Origin of the sequence: Mycobacterium sp. SM3041, from assembly GCF_039668335.1 — a bacterium.
Taxonomy (GTDB): Bacteria; Actinomycetota; Actinomycetes; order Mycobacteriales; family Mycobacteriaceae; genus Mycobacterium.
In genome coordinates this window covers 13,643-33,578 of the sequence record NZ_JAYXBQ010000045.1, presented here as the reverse complement: position 1 = coordinate 33,578, position 19,936 = coordinate 13,643, and the positions used below count along the sequence as shown (strand labels likewise).

Sequence of the window (19,936 nt, the reverse complement as noted above, 5' to 3'; positions counted from 1 at the left end):
TTTGGGGTGCCCGTCGCACCACTGGCCGGCGGGTACCGTGGCCTTGACGGCGTCGACGTGCATCCCACAGCCCGACCAGGTGGTCTTGCCGCATTGCGAACAACGCTTGGCCTGGCACATGATTCACTCCCTCCGGTGGCCGCGCGGATGATCGAGCCGGTGAGCCATGTTGTGCTCCTTGGCGATTCGATCCGATCAGGCTCTCCGCCGCGGCTCGTACCATTCCTTCATAGCATGCCCCCTGGGGTATGCGCCAACGAACTTGTCGGAGATCTCACACTGACAGCCATACCCTAGGGGGTATGGTACGTTTGGCTTGATTCAATACCCCGAGGGGTATCGCATATTGCGCGTCCACGGGCTACAGCCTGCGTCGTGCGCTGTGAGGGGAGACAACGATGCCACCTGTCCTGGCGAGAATCTGGGTGCCTGCGGTGACCGTGGTCGCCGTCGCGCTGGGCGCGACGGCAGTCACGCAACTGCGCGGCGCGTTCGGCTCCGAACCGATCTTCACCGCCACCGGCCGCACTGCCGAGCCACTCGAGCCGACGCATGTCAAGCATGTGGTCTATGAGGTTTTCGGCCCCACCGGCACCGCGGGCAGCGTCAACTACCTCGATGAGAACGCCCAGCCGGTGCAGGCAAGTTTCGCCGCCCTGCCGTGGACCGTGGAGATCACCACGACCGCACCGGCGACGATCGCGAGCATCGTCGCGCAGGGCGACGGCGACCGGCTCGGATGTCGTATCACCGTGGATGGCGAGGCCCGCCAGGAGCAGTCCGCCCTCGGGCGTGATGCCCAGACCTCGTGTCTGGTCAAGAACGCATGAGCGCCAACAACAGTGACCACGACACCCGCCCGGCGTACATGCGATTCATCCGGCGGTTCGCCTGGCCCATCGTCATCGGCTGGCTGCTGCTCACCGTCGCCCTGAATGTCCTTGTGCCACAGATCGAGTCGGTGGCCCGCGAACACGCGGTGACGATGTCGCCGCAGGACGCCCCGGCTTTGATCGCCGCCAAGAAGATCGGTGCGACGTACCGCGAGTCGGATTCCGACAGCATCGCAATGGTCATCCTCGAAAGCGACGAGAAACTCGGCGACGAGGCCCACCGCTTCTACGACGGCCTGGTGCGGGCGCTGCGGGCCGATTCCGCGCACGTACAACACGTGCAGGACGTCTGGGGCGACCCGCTGACCTCCGCGGGCGTGCAGAGCCGCGACGGCAAGGCGGCGTACGTCCAGCTGAATCTCGCCGGCGACCAGGGCAGCACGCTGGGTAATGAATCGGTCGACCGCGTGCGGGAGATCGTCGAGCGGCAGACGCCGCCCCCGGGGCTGAAGGTCTACGTGACGGGGCCGGCGCCACTGACCACCGACATGAACGAGGCCGCCGACAAGAGCATGCTCACGATGATGGGCGTCACAGGCGTCGTGATCATCATCATGCTGGCCGTGGCCTACCGCTCCGCGAGCACTGTCGCGCTCGTGCTGGTGATGGTCGGTTTCGAGATGGGCACCGCAAGGGGCCTGGTCGCGCTGCTCGGCGACCACGGTCTGCTGAGCTTCTCGACATTCGTGGTCGCCATGCTGTCCTCGCTGGCCATCGCCGCGGGAACCGACTACGCCATATTCCTGGTGGGCCGCTACCACGAGGCCCGCCAAGCCGGACAGACCCCGGAAGCCGCCTACTACACCATGTTTCGCGGCACCGCCCACATCATCCTGGGTTCCGGCCTGACCATCGCCGGCGCGACGCTCTGCCTGCACCTGGCACGGCTGTCGTACTTCAAGGCGCTGGGCATCCCCTCCGCCCTGGGGCTCGTCGTGGTCGTTGCGGGCGCGTTGACCGCGGCGCCGGCCGTGGTGGCCGTCGCCACCCGCCGCGGCCTGCTCGAACCGAAACGGATGACCAAGACCACGGGCTGGCGACGCATCGGCACCGCCACCGTCCGCTGGCCGGCGCCGATCTTCGTCGCGTCCCTACTGGTCGCGCTCGTCGGAATCATGTTCATGCCCAGCATGAAACTGAGCTTCGACGACCGCTTCTACATCCCTCGCGACCTGCCGTCGAACGTCGGATACGACGCCGCCGAGCGCCACTTCAGCGCTGCCACGATGAATCCCGACATCCTGATGGTCGAGACGGATCACGACATGCGCAACAGCGCCGACATGATCATCCTGGACAAGCTGGCCAAGGACATCTTCAAGTTGCCCGGAATCGCGATGGTGCAGAGCATCACTCGCCCGTTCGGCGGGCCGACCGAACACACCTCCATCCCCTTCCAGGTCAGCGCCCAGTCCATCCCGATCCAGCAGAACCTCCGGATCATGAAAGACCGGATGGGCGACATCCTGAAGATGAGTGACGACCTAGGCGGCCTGATCGGACCGATGAAGCGCCTGCAGGCGTTGGTGGACCAGATGAGTGGCGCCACGGGGCACCTGGCGACGGACGTGCACGAAATGCACATCACCATGGGCGAACTGCGCGACCATCTGGCGGACTTCGATGACTTCGCCCGGCCGCTGCGCAACTACTTCTACTGGGAGCAGCACTGCAGCGACATCCCGGTCTGCGCGGCAACCAGATCGGTCTTCGACGCCATCGACAACGTCGACACGTTCAGTTCGGACATGGCCGCACTGGGCACCGACATGGACAGCACGGTCGCGCTGTTGCCACAGATGAGGGCCCAGTTCCCGCCCATGATCGCGACGGTGGAGTCCATGCGCGGCACGCTGCTCACATTGCACAGCAGCTTCTCCGGGCTGATCACCCAGATGTCCGCAATGACCGACACCGCCGGCGCCATGGGCCAGGCCTTCGACGCGTCCCGCAGTGGCGACTACTTCTACCTGCCACCGGAAGCCTTTGCCAATGCGGACTTTCAGCGCGGCCTCAAGCTGTTCCTGTCCCCCGACGGCAAGGCCGCGCGCTTCATCATCACGCACGCCGAAGATCCGGCCACCCCGGACGGCATCGCCGCGGTCCTGCCGACGCTCGAGACCGCGCATCAATCGGTGAAGGGATCGGCCCTCACCGGTGCCAAGTTCTACCTCGCCGGCACCGCCGCGATCTATCGAGACATCCAGTCGGGCTCGCAGTACGACCTGCTGATCGTCGGCACCGCCGCACTGACCCTGATCTTCGTCGTCATGCTGCTCATCACGCGGGCGCTGGTCGCATCGCTGGTCATCGTCGGCACCGTGCTGCTGTCCCTCGGTGCGGCGTTCGGACTCTCGGTGCTGGTGTGGCAGAACCTGTTGGGCCTCGAGTTGAACTGGATCGCACCGGTTTTCGGCCTGATCATCCTGCTGGCGGTCGGCTCCGACTACAACCTGCTGCTGGTCTCCCGGTTCCAGGAGGAAATCGGCGCCGGACTGAAAACCGGCATCATCCGCTCGATGGGCGAGACCGGCAGTGTCGTGACCACAGCCGGCCTGGTGTTCGCCTTCACCATGATGTCGATGGCCGCCAGCGATCTGAGCTCCATCGGTCAGGCCGGCACGACCATCGGACTCGGATTGTTGTTCGACACCTTGATCGTTCGGTCATTGATGACGCCGTCCGTCGCGGCGCTCCTCGGCCGGTGGTTCTGGTGGCCGCTGCGGCCCCGCCGCACGGCGGCGGCAACCGAGCAGCACTCCCCTGCGCCGGTGGGCTGATCAGTCGCCCGGCGTCCGCGCCAGGATCGCCAGCAGCAGTTCGGCGCGGACCCGGGCGATCGCGAGGTCGACGCCGAGCAGCGCCTCGGCGGTCTCGATGCGCTTGCGCATGGTGTGCCGATGCACGCCGACGGCCGCGGCCGCGGATTCCCAGTGGCCGTTGGCTTCCAGGAATGCACGCAGCGAGGTGAGCAATCCCGAACCGAACTCGGCGTCGTGGTCGAGGACCGGAGTCAGTACCGCCGCGCCGAGGGCAACCAGCACGTCGCGACTCTCCCCGAATGCCAGCAGCGCGCTGCCGGCCAGCGCCGAGAATTCGAGCGGAGGCCGGCCGCATTCGGCGACGGAGGCCGCCAACCGGGCGTTGTCGACGGCCTCGGCGAGCTTGGCCAGCGGCTGAATTCCGCTGAGCCCCAGGCGGATGGTCCGGCGCAACGACGCATCGATCCGGGACACCAGGGCAGCGGCGATCTCCTCGGCCTCCGCTCCCGGCAACAGCACCGCGAGCCACGTGTCGGCGCCGTGCACGAATGCGGGTTGACCCGCCTGGTCCAACTGCTCATGGATCGCCGCGCTCACCTTCTTGAGCAGGTTGGCGGTGTCGGCGTCGGCGTTCGTGTCCGAGTCCGCCTGCGCGACCAGCACCCTGATCCGGCCCCGGTGATCGGCGGCCTGCGACAGTTGCGCCCAGGCCGGTTCCAGGTTGGCCTCACCGGTGAGGATGAGGCCGAGCGCCTGCTCGTTGAGCCGCTGCTGCGCCTCCTTCAAGCGCACCGGTTTCTCGAAATCCAAGGCGAGCAACGAGTTTGCGTGGCCCAACAGCACCTGATCGACCGGACTCAATGCCGTTTCACTGACCACGCCGAGCACCCCGTGTGAACGGCCGCCGACGCGGATGGACTGCTGCGCGACGGTGACACCTTCGGCCAGCACCGCGACGGCCGACGCGGCCCCGGGCTCGATGGCATCACGCACCAGGTTGACCGTGGTGACGTTGAGATTGCGCGGGTGGGAAGCGATCACCGTGCCGGACGGATCCAGCACCACCACGCTGGCGCGCAGCGCTCGCCCCAGTTCGGCGGCAACCTCTTGCGGGCCACCACTGACGACAGCCCGGGTGATTCGCGGCTGTGCGCGGGACGCCCGCAGCACCGCGTCGTACTGCAGTGCCGCGATACGCGAGCTGACCCGCTGCACGACGGCCGCGAACGGCGTCCGCAGCGGAATCTCCAGCAGCGGCAGCCCCAACTCCTCCGCGGCGGACACCAGTTCTTCCGGCACCTCGTCGAAGGTCAGCCCGATACCGAATCCCACACCGGCGACGCCACTTTCGTGGAGGCGGCGGAGGTAGTCCCGCCGGTCGGCAGACGCCGGCGGCAGACTGATCCCGGTGGTCAGCACCAGCTCACCACCGGACAGCCATTTGGCCGGGTCGGCCAACTCGGTGGTCAGGACCAGACTGATCTCACCACCGACGCCGACGGCGCCGCCACGCAGCCGGATCCGCAGATCAGCTTGGTCCAGCACCCATCGCACCGGAACAGTCACCGCCTGAATGTACAGAATGTCGAAAAACTCCGCCGAAAATCCCCGGATTGTCCGATGCTGAGGGGTGTGTCCTGGCGCACACTAAGGCCGCCAGACACTTCTGAACTTCACGAGAGAGCGGCGGTACGAGATGCCCGACGGCCTACTGCAGAACTACATCGACGGCCAGTTCGTCGAATCGTCATCGTCGGAGACCATCGACCTGATCAGCCCCGTCGACGGCTCGGTGGTCGGGCAGGCTCCGGTATCGAACCGCGCCGACGTAGACGCCGCAGTGGCCGCCGCTGAGCGGGCCTTCGCCACCTGGGGCCGCACCACGCCCAGCGTGCGTCAGCAGGCACTGCTCAAGCTCGCGGACGCGATCGAGGCGCACAGTGACGAGATCGTCGAGGCACAGTGCCGCAACACGGGCCAACTCAAGTCGATGATCGCCGCCGAGGAAGTCGCCGTCAGTGCCGACCAGGTGCGATTCTTCGCGGGCGCCGCACGCATGGTCGAAGGGCTGTCCGCCGGCGAGTACCTGGAGGGCTTCACCTCCTACGTGCGGCGCGAGCCGATCGGCGTCGTGGGTCAGGTGACGCCGTGGAATTACCCGTTCATGATGGCGATCTGGAAGATCTGTCCGGCCCTGGCCACCGGCAACACCGTCGTCCTCAAGCCCAGCGACACCACCCCGGAGAGCACCTTGGTGCTGGCCCGCATCAGCAAGGGCATCCTGCCCGACGGCGTGTTCAACGTCGTCCTGGGCACCGGTGCGACGGGCGCCGAGTTGGTCGACCATCCGGCCATCGGACTGGTCTCCATCACGGGCTCGGTCCGCGCCGGCATCGCCGTGGCCTCGGCAGCCGCCCAGCAGCTCAAGCGCAGCCACCTCGAACTCGGCGGCAAGGCGCCCGCGGTGGTGTTCGGCGACGTCGACATCAAGAAGGCCGCAACGGGAATCGCCCAGGCCGCCTTCTTCAACGCCGGGCAGGACTGCACCGCGGCCACCCGCGCGATCGTCCACGAGTCCATCCACGACCAGTTCGTCGACGCCCTGGTCGAGGCCGCGCAGACGCTGCGCCCGGGCCTGCCCGATGACGCCGACGCGTTCTACGGGCCGCTGAACAACGTCAACCACTTCACGGCGGTCAGCCAGAAGATCGCCGCGCTGCCGGACCACGCCACCATCGTCACCGGCGGAAAGCAGCTGGGCGACAAGGGCTTCTATTTCGAACCGACCGTGATCACCGGCGTGCGCCAGGACGACCCCATCGTCCAGGACGAGACTTTCGGCCCCATCCTCACCGTGCAGTCGTTCAGCACCGACGAGGAGGCCATCGACTACGCGAACGACGTGCGCTACGCCCTGGCCTCGAGCGTGTGGACCAAGGACCACGCGACCGCGGAAAAGTTCAGCCGCGCACTTGATTTCGGTGCCGTGTGGATCAACTGCCACATCCCACTGGTGGCCGAGATGCCCCACGGCGGCTTCAAGTACTCCGGCTACGGCAAGGACCTGTCGATCTACGGCGTCGAGGACTACACCCGGATCAAGCACGTCATGAGCGCCCACGACTGATCCGTCTTCCCCCTCTTTTCACCCCACCGACTCGACCCGTGCCGACAGGAGTTGCACCGATGCCCGACACCTTCCACCCCCTCGACCCACTGACCGCAGCCGAATTCACCAAGGTCGCCGAGATTCTCGCGGCGGCGCACGGCGTCGGGGACGGCTGGCGGTACACCTCCGTCGAGATGATCGAACCCGCCAAGGCCGAGGTGGCCGCATTCGACGCCACCGGCGCCAAGCCGGACCGGCGTGCGCTGGCGACGCTGCTCGACACCGCGAACAACCGCACCTACAAGAGCGTGGTGTCGCTGACCGACGAATCGGTGCTGTCGTGGGACCACATCCCGGGCGTGCAGCCGAACTTCACCGTCGACGAATGGGAAGAGGCCGACGAGGTGCTGCGCAAGCACCCGGATGTCATTGCGGCCCTGGCGAAGCGCGGCATCACCGACATGGACCTGGTGTTCATGGACACCTGGACCTACGGCGACGTCGTGATGCCGGAGCAGTACAAGGACCGCCGCCTGGGCTGGACCGACACCTGGGTGCGGGCCGCCGACGGCGCGAACCCCTACGCCGGCCCCGTCAACGGATTCCACTGTGTCATCGACATGAACACCATGGAACTGCTGGAGATCGAGGACACCTTCACCGTCGATCGGCCGGACATGATGGGTGAGTATGTGCCGCAGCACATTCCCGAACGCATCCGCAATGTGGGCACCCGGGAGCCGCTGCAGCCGCTGAACATCACTCAGCCCGAAGGCGTTTCGTTCACCCTCGAGGGCAATCTGCTGAAGTGGCAGAACTGGTCGCTGCGCGTCGGGTTCAACTACCGCGAGGGCATGACGCTGCACGCGGTGAGCTACAACGACAACGGCAACGTGCGGTCGGTGGCCAACCGGATGTCGTTCGCCGAGATGATGGTCCCCTACCGCGACCACTGCACCGACCATTACCGCCGAACGGCTTTCGACATCGGCGAGTGGGGCATCGGCTTCATGACCACCTCATTGGAGCTGGGCTGTGACTGTCTCGGCGAGATCCGGTACCTGGACGCCGTGCTGCACAACAGCAAGGGCGAGCCCTACACCATCAAGAACGCCATCTGCATCCACGAAGAAGACAACGCCGTGCTGTGGAAGCACGTCGACCACCACCACGGCGCCGAGGTGCGCCGCATGCGCCGGCTCACGGTGTCGTTCCACGTCACCGTCGCCAACTACGAGTACCTCACCTACTGGCGGTTCTACCAGGACGGCAACATCGAATGCGAGGTCCGCGCAACGGGAATCATGGTGGTGAGCAACTTCCCGGAGGGCCAGGCCCACCCCCACGGCACGCTGGTCGACAACCGCACCTATGCGCCGTACCACCAGCACTTCCTCGTCGCCCGGCTCGACCTCGACATCGATGGCACCGAGAACACGGTGTACGCCAGCGAGACCGAGATCGAACCGATGGGGCCGGACAATCCCTACGGGCTGTCGCTGCGGCAGCGCAACACCCCGCTGCGCACCGAGGCCGAGGGCAAGCAGGACATGAACTTCCAGACCCAGCGGGCATGGAAGGTCGTCAACGACAACGTCCGCAACGGCATCGGAACCCCACCGGCGTACAAGCTTGTGCCCGGCGGCGCCTTCCCCGCCATGTTCGATCCGAACTCCCCGGTTCTGGCACGCTGCCGCGCCATCGAGCACACCGTGTGGGTCACCCCCAACTCCCCCGAAGAGCGTTGGCCCGCAGGTGAATTCGTCACACAGAGCAAGGAAGACACCGGCCTGCCGATGTGGACCGAGGCGAACCGCTCGATCGAGAACACCGACGTGGTGCTGTGGTACGTGTTCGGCATCCACCACATCACCCGGCCGGAAGACTGGCCGATCATGCCGGTCGACACCGTCAACTTCTGGCTCAAGCCCGTCGGCTTCTTCGATCGCAACCCGTCGATCGACGTCGCACCGACGCCGCCGAAGGCCTGCCACATGTCCTCCAACTGTGAAGAAGGCTGAGCCGTGACCACTCCGCGAATCGCCGTCGCGTATCTCGCGACGCCCGGCGGTGACGACGCCGTCGCCGTCGGCGAGCAGATCGCCCGCACCCTCGGCGCCGAGATCGACCTGTGCATGGTGCTGCCCAGCGACCGGTCGGCGCTGGCCACCACGCCCGGCGGCATCCTGCAGCGCGAAGCCGAAAGTTGGCTCGCCGCAGCCGCGGCCGGCGTCCCCAGCGACCTCAAGGTGACGACCCACCTGAGCTTCGACGAGTCCAGCACCGCGGGCCTGATCGCCGCGGCAGAAGCCGCCGGGGCCGAGGCCCTCGTGGTCGGCGGCGCGGGCGGCGGTATCGCCGGCTCGTTGTCCCTCGGCTCGGTGGTCAACGACCTGGTCCACGCGTCGCCGATTCCCGTGGTCATCGCGCCGCGCGGCGCCCGCCTGAAGCACAATGACCGGATTCGGGAAGTCACGTGCGCCGTCGGCACCCGGCCGGGCGCCAAGGCGCTCCTGGACAGCGCGCTGCGGCTCTGCCGGGACACCGGGACGCCGCTGCGTCTGGTGTCGCTGGTCGCCGTCGACGACGCCGACGATCTCGAGCTGGCACAGCAGCACGCACAGAAGGCCCTCGACCAAGCGAAAGCATTTCTGCCGGAGGGTATTCCGGTCAGCTCGCGCGTGGCCACCGGCGCCGGCGTCGAGGACGCCGTCAACAAGCTCGGCTGGCATGACGGCGACGTGATCATGGTCGGGTCCAGCCGGCTCGCACAGCCCCGCCGGCTCTTCCTGGGATCGACCGCGGCAAAAATGCTGCGCGTCCTGCAGGTCCCCATGATCGTGGTTCCGAAAGCTGAAGGGGCTGATAATGACTGAACAACTGGCCGATTCCGACCTCGCTCGCGTAGAGCGGGAAGAAGGCCTCGTCGCCAAGGGCCTCGCCGCAGGCAGAATCGGCACCTTCACCGGGGCCATCCTCGGTATCTCGACCGTGGCACCGGGCTACACGCTCACCGCCAGCATCGGGCTGATCGTCGCGGCGGTCGGGCTGAAGATGCCCGCCATCCTGATCGCCGGCTTCATCCCCATGTTCCTGACCGCCTACGCATACCGCGAACTGAACTCGCGGGCACCCGACTGCGGCGCGTCATTCACGTGGTCCACCAAGGCTTTCGGCCCGTACGTCGGCTGGATGTGCGGGTGGGGCATGGTGATCGCCACCATCATCGTGCTGTCCAATCTCGCGTCGATCGGCGTCCAGTTCGGCTACGAGTTCCTGGGCAAGGTGCTCCACAACGAGAGTCTCGCCACGCTCTCCGCCGACAACGTCTGGGTCAACATCGGCTCGACCGTCGCGCTGCTGGCCATCGCCACCTACATCTCGTGCCGTGGCATCACGACCAGCGAGAAGGTGCAGTACGTCCTGGTCGGCTTCCAGATGATCGTGCTCATCACGTTCTCGATCGTCGCGATCGTGCGGTCCGGCGGGGCCGAAGGGCACCTGAGCTTCGACATCGATTGGTTCGACCCCTTCACCGGACTCACCATGAGCGCCTTCGTGATCGGGCTCATCGGCTCCATCTTCGCGTTCTGGGGCTGGGACACCTGTCTGACCCTCGGTGAGGAATGCAAGGACCCCACCAAGGTGCCCGGTCGTGCCGGATTGCTCTGCGTTCTGTCGATCCTGCTGACGTACCTCCTGGTCGCGGTCGCCGTGATGATGTATGCCGGGATCGGCGACACCGGCCTCGGACTGGGCAACAAGGACAATGCGGCCAACGTCTTCGGCGCGCTGGCCTATCCGGTCCTCGGCGAATGGGGCGGGCCGCTGCTCCTGCTGGCGGTGTTCGCCTCGTCGATCGCCAGCCTGCAGACCACCGTGCTGCCGGCCGCCCGCACCATGCTGGCCATGGGCACCTACGGGGCCTTCCCCAAGCGGTTCGCCAGCGTCAGCCCGCGCACCCTGTCGCCGGTGTACAGCACCGTCGTCGCCGGGGTGGTGACCGCCGCGTTCTACACCATCGTGACGCTGCTGTCCGAACGCACGCTGCTGGATACCATTGCCGCCCTTGGCATCATGATCTGCTGGTACTACGGCATCACGGCGTTCGCCTGTGTCTGGTTCTTCCGCAAGGAACTGTTCCTCAACGCGCACAACGTCATCTACAAGCTGGTGTTCCCCCTGCTCGGTGGCATCATGCTGCTGTCCGTGTTCGTCAAATCGGTGCTCGTCAGCATGGATCCGACGGCCAGCGGCAGCGGCGCGGAGATCGGCGGCATCGGCCTCGTGTTCTATCTGGGCTTCGGCATCCTGCTCTTCGGCGCGGTGCTGATGCTCGTGATGCGCGCGTCCCAGCCGGCGTTCTTCCGTGGCGAGACGCTGACGATGGACACGCCCCCGCTGCCCTGAGGCGGCTCGATCTGACGCGCCCCGTCACGCTTCGGCGTGGCGGGGCGCGTTTCGTGTGTGTGGCCGTTGACTCTGCATCGTGGGCGCAAAAAGCCGAGTAACCGTGTGCCTGAGCACAGGATCAACACCCAAGCCGGGCATTCCCGCGTTCACCCTGAAACCTGGGCGCACAAGGCCGAGTAACTGAGTGTGTGGGCACAGGATCAATGCCCGCATCCCGGTTCACCCGCACTTCCGCAGGTCGCAGTAGCCGCACAACGCGACACTCCCGGACGCTCGACAAAATGGCGCGGCCATCGCTCTCGGAATCGACAATGTGGACATAGTTATCCGCGCCACAACCGCAGAGAATCAGCAGTACACAAGCCGTTCGATCACCAGGAGCAACCGATGACCGACATCACCTATCGACTGGCGCAGAAGCGCAACATCGTCACCGCGCTGCCCGGTCCGCGATCGGCCGAGATGTCGGCGCGCCGGCAGGCTGCCGTGGCCGGTGGCGTCAGCTCCTCGGCCCCGGTCTACGCCGCGGACGCCGACGGCGGCGTCATCGTGGACATCGACGGCAACTCGCTCATCGACCTGGGTTCGGGCATCGCCGTCACCAGCGTCGGCGCATCGCATCCCGCCGTCGCCGCGGCGGTGGCCCAGCAGGCAGCCCGCTTCACCCACACCTGTTTCATGATCACCCCGTACGAGGGCTACGTGGCACTCGCCGAGCGCCTCAACGCCATGACCCCCGGCGATCACGAGAAGCGCACCGCATTCTTCAACTCCGGCTCCGAGGCCGTCGAGAACGCCGTCAAGGTCGCGCGCCTGGCCACCGGCCGGCAGGCCGTCGTCGCCTTCGACCACGCCTACCACGGCCGCACCAACATGACGATGGCGCTGACCGCCAAGGCCATGCCTTACAAGACGCAGTTCGGCCCGTTCGCGCCCGAGATCTACCGGATGCCCGCGTCGTACCCGTACCGCGATGGCCTGACCGGTGAGGCTGCCGCCAAGGCCGCCATCAGCCGCATCGAGACCCAGATCGGCGCCGCGTCGCTCGCCGCGGTCATCATCGAGCCCATCCAGGGCGAGGGCGGCTTCATCGTGCCCGCACCGGGATTCGTTGCCACCATTGTCGATTGGTGCAAGGCCAACGGCGTCGTGTTCATCGCCGACGAGGTGCAGACGGGCTTCGCCCGCACCGGATCGTGGTTCGCTTCCGACCACGAGGGCATCGTCCCCGACATCATCACCATGGCCAAGGGCATCGCCGGCGGCATGCCGCTGGCCGCCATCACCGGCCGCGCCGACCTGCTGGACGCCGTGCACCCCGGCGGTCTGGGCGGCACCTACGGCGGTAACCCCGTCGCCTGTGCCGCGGCGCTCGCCACGCTCGACGCCATGGCCGAGATGGACCTGCCCGCCCGGGCCCGCGCCATCGAAGCGTCGGTGCTGCCGAAGCTGCGGGCCCTCAGCGACACCGGGGTCATCGGCGACGTCCGCGGCCGCGGCGGCATGCTGGCCATCGAGATCGTCAAACCGGGCACCAGCGATCCCGATCCGGTGCTCACGAAAGCCATTGCGGCAGAGGCATTCAAGCGCGGTGTCATCCTGCTGACCTGCGGCTCGTACGGCAACATCATCCGCCTGCTCCCGCCGCTGGTGATCAGCGACGAACTGCTCGACGAGGGCATCGCCGTCCTGGGCGACATCGTGCGCGAAATGGTGGCAGCCCGATGATCGATCGCACCACGCTGCTGGAGTCCATGCCCACCGAGCTGTGGCTCGGCGGCCTGCAGGTCCCCGCGTCCACCGGAGCCCGGTTCGCCGTGCACGACCCCGCGACGGACGCCGTGCTCATCGAGGTCGCCGACGCCTCGCCCGCCGACGGCGCCCGCGCGCTCGACGAAGCGGTCGCCGCCCAGGCGTCGTGGGCCGCCACCCCGGCCCGCGAACGCGCCGAAATCCTGCGGCGCGCTTGGGAACTCGTCATGGAGCGCCGCGACGACTTCGCCCTGACCATGACCCTCGAGATGGGCAAGCCCTTGGCCGAGAGCCAGGGCGAGGTCAACTACGGCGGCGAGTTCCTGCGCTGGTTCGCCGAAGAAGCGGTCCGGATCAACGGCCGCTACACGCAGTCCCCCACCGGCACCGGCCGCATCCTCGTGACCAAGCAGCCCGTCGGACCGACCCTGGCGATCACGCCGTGGAACTTCCCGCTGGCCATGGGCACCCGCAAGATCGGCCCCGCGCTGGCGGCGGGTTGCACCATGATCGTCAAACCCGCGGCCGAAACCCCGCTGACCATGCTGCTGCTGGGCCAGGTGTTCGCCGACGCCGGCCTGCCCGCCGGCGTGCTGTCGATCCTGCCGACCACCGACGCCGCCGGCCTGACCGGCCCGCTCCTGGCCGACGCGCGCTTGCGCAAGCTGACCTTCACCGGCTCCACCGGTGTCGGCCGAAAGCTGTTGGCGCAGTCCGCGGATCGGGTGCTGCGCACCTCGATGGAACTCGGCGGCAACGCCCCGTTCGTGGTGTTCGACGACGCCGATCTGGACGCCGCGGTCGACGGCGCGATGGCCGCCAAGATGCGCAACATGGGTGAGGCCTGTACCGCCGCCAACCGCATCCACGTCGACAACGCCGTGCGCGCCGAGTTCACCGAGAAGCTCGCCGCCCGCATGGCGGCACTGGCCACCGGTCCGGGCGACCAGGCCGGCAGCCAGGTCGGACCGCTGATCACCGCCAAGCAGCGCGCCACGGTCGACGAACTGGTGCAGGACGCCGTCAACAAGGGCGCCACGGTGGCCACTGGCGGCAAACCGGTTGAAGGCGAAGGCTTCTTCTACCCGCCGACGGTGCTCGCCGACGTGTCGAGCGACGCCCGCCTCCTGCGCGAGGAGATCTTCGGGCCGGTCGCCGCGATCATCGGATTCGACGGCGAGCAGGCCGGCATCGATGCCGCCAACGACACCGAGTACGGCCTGGCCGCCTACGTCTACACGCAGGGCCTGGACCGGGCGCTGCGCGTCGCCGAAGCGATCGAGGCCGGGATGGTGGGCGTCAACCGCGGCGTCATCTCCGACGTGGCCGCGCCGTTCGGCGGCATCAAGGAATCCGGCATCGGTCGCGAAGCCGGCAGCGAGGGCATCGAGGAATACCTCGAGACCAAGTACATCGCCCTTCAGTAGTTGCGCGGCAACAACTTTCCCACTCCCCTCCAAAACAGACATCCAAGTAAATAGACCGGAGTAGTCCTCCCATGCAGAACAACGCTGCCCGGGTGTCTTTCGACGCCGACGGGCTGAACAACCACGCCCAAATCCAGTGGCCCGGGCAGCCCCCGCTGCTGGCCGACGTCTGCGCGATGTTCGAATCCTTCGGCCTGCGCGTCGCCTCCTACCACCATTCCGATGACGCCGGGCACTGCTACGAGTTCGGTGACCTCACGCTCTCCGGCGCGACACGTGACCTGGTCGCGCGGGCCTGCGAGGCCGCCATCGCGGGCCGCTGGAACGTCGACCGGTACGCGATGCTCATCACCGCGGCGGGGATCGATTGGCGCCGTGCGGTGCTGATCCGCGCCGCGTGCCGATTCCTCCGCCAGACGGGCCTCGGATTCTCCGAGGACTACATCATCGAATCCCTCGTCGCCGCACCCGATTTCGTGAATGCGCTGCTGGCCCTGTTCGATGCCCGGTTCAACCCGGACACCGACGCCGACATCGAGCAGGCGGATCGCGACGTCGCCGGTCTGGTGGAAGCCGCCACCTCACTCGACGACGACCGGATCCGCCGGGCGCTGCACGCCTTCGTCACTGCGACGCTGCGCACCAACTGGTTCCAGGTCGGCGCCGATGGTCAGCCCAAGGACTACGTGTCGTTCAAGATCGACTCGTCGCGGCTGTCGATCACCGGACCCGTCGTGCCCTACCGCGAGATCTTCGTGCACTCCGACACCGTGGAAGGTGTGCACCTGCGCAGTGGTGCCATCGCCCGCGGCGGGCTGCGCTGGTCCAACCGCGCCGAGGACTTCCGCACCGAGGTACTGGGGCTGATGAAGACGCAGGCCGTGAAGAACGCCCCGATCGTGCCGACCGGCGCCAAGGGCGCCTTCGTCTTGCGGTCGACTGCGGCCGATCCCACTTCCGTTGATCCTGCAGCGGGCTACCGCACCTTCATCCGCGGCCTGCTCGATGTCACCGACAACATCGTCGACGGCACCGTCCGTCACCCCGACCGCACGGTGTGCCCCGACGGCGATGACGCCTACCTCGTGGTGGCCGCCGACAAGGGCACGGCCACCTTCTCCGACCTCGCCAATTCGATTGCCGCCGAGTACGACTTCTGGCTGGGCGACGCCTTCGCCTCGGGCGGATCGGCCGGATACGACCACAAGGCCATGGGCATCACCGCCCGCGGCGCGTGGCTGTCGGTGCGGCGGCACTTCGCCGAAGCCGGCCATGACATCGATGTCGAACCGTTCACGGTCGCCGGCATCGGCGACATGTCGGGCGACGTGTTCGGCAACGGAATGCTGTTGTCCCGCAACATCAAGCTGGTCGCGGCATTCGACCACCGGCACATCTTCCTGGATCCGAATCCAGACCCCGAGACCTCGTACGTCGAGCGCGAGCGTCTCTTCCGGCTCCCCCGGTCCAGCTGGCAGGACTACGACCCGGCACTGATCTCCGCCGGCGGTGGCGTGTGGCCGCGCACCGCAAAGTCGATCCGGCTGTCGGAGCAGGCCAGGACGAGCCTCGGCTTCCAGGCCACCGAGTGCACGCCCGACGAGCTGATCAGCGCGGTGCTGCGGGCACCGGTCGATCTGCTGTGGAACGGCGGCGTCGGCACCTACGTCCGCGCCGACGACGAGACCGATGCCGACGCCCAGGACAAGGCGAACGACCGGGTCCGCGTCACCGCATCGCAGTTGCGCTGCAAGGTGATCGGCGAGGGCGGCAACCTCGGCCTGACGCAGCAGGCCCGCATCGCGTTCGCGCTGAAGGGCGGCCGAGTCAACGCCGACTTCATCGACAACGCCGCGGGCGTCGCCACCTCCGACCTCGAGGTCAACCTCAAGATCGCGCTGGACTCCGGCAATATCGCCACCGCACAACGCAATACACTGCTCGCCGACGCCACCGACGACGTCGCCGCGCGGGTGCTGGCCGACAACGCCGACCAGATTCTCGCGATCAGCATGGCGGCCGCGGAGGCCGGCTCGTTGTTGGAGCGGCACGTCCGGCTGATCGGCAACCTGCGGGACGTGGCCGGTGTCGACCCCGATGTCGAAGGACTGCCGTCGAAGCAGGAACTGGACCGCCGCCGACTCGTCGGACTCGGGCTCACCCGTCCCGAAATCGCCGTGCTGCTGGCACAATCCAAGAACCTGGTGTCGCAGGAGCTGTTGGCCTCCGACGTGCCGGATCACGAGATGTTCGTCGACCGTCTGACGCAGTACTTCCCGGCCGGCATCGCCGAGCACGCCCGGGCCGAGATCGCGAACCACCCGCTGCGCCGCGAGATCGTCGCCACGTCGGTCGCCGGCGAGCTGATCAACCGGGTCGGTCCCGGCACCATCTACCGCATGCAGGAACGGCTGTCGGTGAGTACGGCCGACGTCGCGATGGCGTATGCGACGGTGCGCGACATCCTCGATCTCGACACCCTGTGGTCCGAGGTGCTGACCGGTAAGACCGATGAGAGCGGGCGCATTCAGGAGCTGCTGGAGATTCGGGAGCTGCTCGAACACCTGACGTCGTGGGTGGTGCGCAACGGCGCGGGCAACCGCGACCGGGTGAGCGCGGCGGTCAGCCGATTGATGGCCGTCAGCTCTTCTTGAGCTCTTCGGCGAACATCACGATGATGCCGCTCGGCCCACGAACGTACGTCAGCTTGTAGATGTCCTCGTAGGTGGCCACGCCACGGAGTGGATGACATCCGTGGCGGGCGGCGATCTCGAGTGCCGCGTCGATGTCGTCGACCGAGAATGCGACGCGGTGCATCCCAATGCCGTTGGGGCGGGTGGGTTCCGACTCGATCGCCTCGGGATGGATGTACTCGAAGAGCTCGATGCGGCCGTGACCGTCGGGCGTCTCGAGCATCGCGATATTGGCGTGGTTGCCGTCGAGACCCACGGCGGTTTCGGTCCATTCGCCACTGACCGTGGCACGGCCCACCACCGTGAGCCCGAGGTCGGTGAAGAACGCGATGGTCGCGTCGAGATCGCGCACGGCGATGCCGACGTTCTCGAGTTTGATGGCCATATCCCGGATGCTACCCAGCAGGGCACTGACCAAACCCGGGACCGTCGGTCGCCGTGACACCGCCGCTAGCTGTACAGCTTGGCGACGATCGCGCCGAACTCGTCGTCTTCGAGTACCGGGGTGGCTTCGATCTGGAGATACTCCTGCCATTCGGAGATGAGCTCGAACACCGGCTTGGCGTCAGCAGCCTCGATCACCGAGCAGCCGCTGCCGTTGAGGCCGAACCACCTGCCGAGTTGGGTCGCTCCGTCGGGCGGTTTCGCACCCGTCTGCAGGAAGTGTTCGGCCGTCGCCCGCATCCGAGCCGGATCGATGGCATGCCATTGCACCAGATATTTCATGAGAAGCCGCCTTTGAAGTCAGTTGTCGGGCACTGCGGGTCGCGGCCGAGGAGCCGTCGCGACCTCCCGAACATCAGCGGCGTCCATGGGGCGATGACTTCAATAAAGCACCACCCGGGCAGCTGGGGCATCAGCCAAATGGCTGAGATCAGATCACTGCGCCGACGGCTGGTGCTGCGTGATGCAGTGGATGCCACCGCCGCGCTCGAACAGCGGCCGGGCGTCGACGCTGACCACGCGCCGGCCGGGGTACTGCTCGGCCAGGATCGCGGCCGCGTCGGCGTCGCGCGGATCACCGAACGCACATGCGATGACGCCGCAGTTGACCACCAGGTGGTTGATGTAGCTGTAGTCGACGTAGCCCTCGGCGTCGGTCAGCAGATCCGGCGCCGGGAGTTCGACGATGTCCCACGGCCGGCCCGCGGCGTCGCAGGTGTCGGCGAGCGCTTCGCGAATCTCCTTGCACACCAGGTGGTCCGGATGTGCATCGGAGCGCTGCGCGTGCAGCAACAGGCGCCCCGGCGACGTGATGGCCGCGACGATGTCGACGTGTCCACGGGTGCCGAAGCGCTCCGAGTCGCGGGTCAGGCCCCGCGGCAACCAGACGGCATGGGTGGCGCCGATGGTGCGGGCCAGTTCGGCCTCGATGTCGGCCTTGGTGGCGCCGGGATTGCGGCCGGGGTCGAGTTGGACGGTCTCGGTGACCAGCACCGTGCCCTGCCCGTCGACCTGGATGCCGCCGCCTTCATTGACCAGGTTCGAGCTGACCACCGGAACGCCGGCCCAACCGGCCACGGCGGCACCGATTTTCGCGTCATGATCCCAGCGCGCCCAGTCCTGGCCACCCCAGCCGTTGAACACCCAGTCCACCGCGGCCACCGAACCGTCGCCGGCATGCACGAAGGTGGGTCCGATATCGCGCATCCAGGCGTCGTTCAGCGGTGCCTCGACGATGTCGACGTCGGCCGACAGATACCGCCGCGCGGCGGCCATCTCTGCCGGGTCCACCACGACGGTCACCGGCTCGAATTCCAGTACCGCATGGGCGACGGCGGCCCACGTCGAGCGGGCCTCGTGGTGCTCGGTCTCGTCGTCCCCCAACGAATAACCGGCCGAGGGGAACGCCATCCACACCCGGTCCTGCGGCGCGCTCTCCGCAGGCATCACATAGTCGGTCATTTCACCACCGCGGTGGCTTCGTGGCCGGCGCCGTACGGGCGCTGGGCGTCGACGGGTGCGGTCAGCGCACCGTAGCTCTCCGGACGCCGGGTCAGCAGGAACGGGAACAGCTCGAGCCAGTCGCGGCGCTGGTCGAGGTCCAGGTCGGCAACCAACACCGCCTCTTCGTCGCGCGGGGCCTGCACCAGCACCCGGCCGTACGGGTCGGAGATGAACGACGAGCCGTAGAAGGTCACGGTGCCCTCGTCGCCAATCCGGTTGGGTACCACCATGAACAGGCCACTGTTGATGCCGTTGGCGACGATGACCTGCTGCCACAGCGGCTGGGTGTCGAAGGCGGGAAAGACCGGCTCGGAGCCGATGGCCGTCGGGTAGACGACGATCTCGGCACCGCCGAGCGAGTAGTTGCGGGCCACCTCGGGGAACCATTCGTCCCAGCACGTCGGCATGCCCAGCTTGGCGCCGAGCCCCTCCGGCTCGTAGACCGGGTACGGGTTGCCCTCGGCAGGGCCCGCCCGGAAATAGGTGTCCTCGTAGTAGCCCGCCGAGATGGGGATGTGCATCTTGCGGGTGCGGCCGGCCAGCTCGCCCGACGGGGACACCAGGATCGCCGTGTTGAAGCCCAAACCGTCTGCCGCCGGCGACTTTTCGTAGAGCGACGCGTGCACGAAGATCCCGTTGGCACGGGCGGCCTCGGCGGCGAGTGCGAACGTCGGGCCGTCGAGCAGGTCTTCTGCGGTGTCACCCGGGTTCGGACCGGCCGGGGTGTCGGCGGGGTACCGCAGCAGGGTGATCTCCGGCAGACACACCAGCGCGGCACCCTCTCCCGCGGCGCGGTCGATGCCGTCGCGCAGCACCTTGGCGAGTTCGTCGGCGTCGGGACGCCAGCGGTGCTGCACCAGACCGACCCGCACCGGCGGGCGCGTCGACTCGGTGCTGCGGGACAGCGACTCGGGTGCGGTGGCGGTCAGGGTGATCATCA

The 19,936-nt window shown here is 67.3% G+C and carries 14 protein-coding genes; 9 read left to right on the top strand and 5 right to left on the bottom strand.

Features of this window, described 5'->3' with window-relative positions; translation table 11 throughout:
• Positions 1-398: 398 nt before the first annotated feature.
• Together VXD91_RS14110 and VXD91_RS14105 are read left to right on the top strand one after the other, a co-directional pair.
• Positions 399-830, top strand: a complete 432-nt coding sequence (locus VXD91_RS14110; RefSeq protein ID WP_212811977.1) for an MmpS family transport accessory protein — start codon at positions 399-401, stop codon at positions 828-830.
• Positions 827-3,673, top strand: coding sequence for an RND family transporter (locus VXD91_RS14105; protein WP_212811978.1), 2,847 nt, complete (start codon positions 827-829; stop codon positions 3,671-3,673). Before VXD91_RS14110 ends, VXD91_RS14105 begins: the two co-directional genes overlap by 4 nt.
• Here VXD91_RS14105 and VXD91_RS14100 read toward each other — a convergent pair whose 3' ends face one another.
• Positions 3,674-5,209 carry a PucR family transcriptional regulator gene (locus tag VXD91_RS14100; RefSeq protein WP_212814859.1) on the bottom strand — a complete coding sequence of 512 codons (1,536 nt, stop codon included), beginning with the start codon at positions 5,207-5,209 and terminating at the stop codon, positions 3,674-3,676.
• Positions 5,210-5,351: 142 nt separating this feature from the next.
• Here VXD91_RS14100 and VXD91_RS14095 point away from each other — a divergent pair, with 142 nt between their 5' ends.
• The 7 genes from VXD91_RS14095 (at position 5,352) to VXD91_RS14065 (ending at position 17,010) form a co-directional block, all read left to right on the top strand.
• Positions 5,352-6,782 (top strand): aminobutyraldehyde dehydrogenase, encoded by a 1,431-nt coding sequence (locus tag VXD91_RS14095; RefSeq protein WP_212811979.1) that lies wholly within the window; start codon positions 5,352-5,354, stop codon positions 6,780-6,782.
• 59 nt (positions 6,783-6,841) lie between these two features.
• Complete coding sequence (locus VXD91_RS14090; protein ID WP_346415710.1) at positions 6,842-8,785, top strand: primary-amine oxidase; 1,944 nt, start codon at positions 6,842-6,844, stop codon at positions 8,783-8,785.
• A 3-nt stretch (positions 8,786-8,788) separates the two neighbouring features.
• Positions 8,789-9,640, top strand: a complete 852-nt coding sequence (locus tag VXD91_RS14085; RefSeq protein ID WP_212811981.1) for a universal stress protein — start codon at positions 8,789-8,791, stop codon at positions 9,638-9,640.
• Positions 9,633-11,174 carry an APC family permease gene (locus VXD91_RS14080; protein WP_346415709.1) on the top strand — a complete coding sequence of 514 codons (1,542 nt, stop codon included), beginning with the start codon at positions 9,633-9,635 and terminating at the stop codon, positions 11,172-11,174. The genes VXD91_RS14085 and VXD91_RS14080 overlap by 8 nt, the downstream gene beginning before the upstream one ends.
• Positions 11,175-11,564: 390 nt before the next feature.
• Positions 11,565-12,905, top strand: a complete 1,341-nt coding sequence (gene gabT, locus VXD91_RS14075; RefSeq protein ID WP_346415707.1) for a 4-aminobutyrate--2-oxoglutarate transaminase — start codon at positions 11,565-11,567, stop codon at positions 12,903-12,905.
• Positions 12,902-14,356 carry an NAD-dependent succinate-semialdehyde dehydrogenase gene (locus VXD91_RS14070; RefSeq protein ID WP_346415706.1) on the top strand — a complete coding sequence of 485 codons (1,455 nt, stop codon included), beginning with the start codon at positions 12,902-12,904 and terminating at the stop codon, positions 14,354-14,356. The genes gabT and VXD91_RS14070 overlap by 4 nt, the downstream gene beginning before the upstream one ends.
• 71 nt (positions 14,357-14,427) lie before the next feature.
• Entirely contained in the window at positions 14,428-17,010 is a 2,583-nt protein-coding gene (locus tag VXD91_RS14065) for an NAD-glutamate dehydrogenase domain-containing protein (protein WP_346415704.1), read from the top strand.
• Here the strand turns inward: VXD91_RS14065 and VXD91_RS14060 are convergent.
• The 4 genes from VXD91_RS14060 to VXD91_RS14045 all read right to left on the bottom strand — a co-directional run bounded on the left by VXD91_RS14060 (position 16,997) and on the right by VXD91_RS14045 (position 19,934).
• Positions 16,997-17,434, bottom strand: a complete 438-nt coding sequence (locus VXD91_RS14060; RefSeq protein WP_346415703.1) for a VOC family protein — start codon at positions 17,432-17,434, stop codon at positions 16,997-16,999. The two genes, VXD91_RS14065 and VXD91_RS14060, sit on opposite strands and share 14 nt — an antisense overlap.
• Before the next feature lie 65 nt (positions 17,435-17,499).
• Positions 17,500-17,775, bottom strand: a complete 276-nt coding sequence (locus tag VXD91_RS14055; RefSeq protein WP_212811987.1) for a DUF3303 family protein — start codon at positions 17,773-17,775, stop codon at positions 17,500-17,502.
• A 153-nt stretch (positions 17,776-17,928) separates the two neighbouring features.
• A complete protein-coding gene (locus tag VXD91_RS14050) occupies positions 17,929-18,954 on the bottom strand; it encodes an agmatine deiminase family protein (RefSeq protein ID WP_212811988.1) in 1,026 nt (341 codons plus the stop codon).
• Positions 18,951-19,934, bottom strand: coding sequence for a nitrilase-related carbon-nitrogen hydrolase (locus VXD91_RS14045; RefSeq protein WP_053853861.1), 984 nt, complete (start codon positions 19,932-19,934; stop codon positions 18,951-18,953). Before VXD91_RS14045 ends, VXD91_RS14050 begins: the two co-directional genes overlap by 4 nt.
• Positions 19,935-19,936 lie beyond the last annotated feature (2 nt).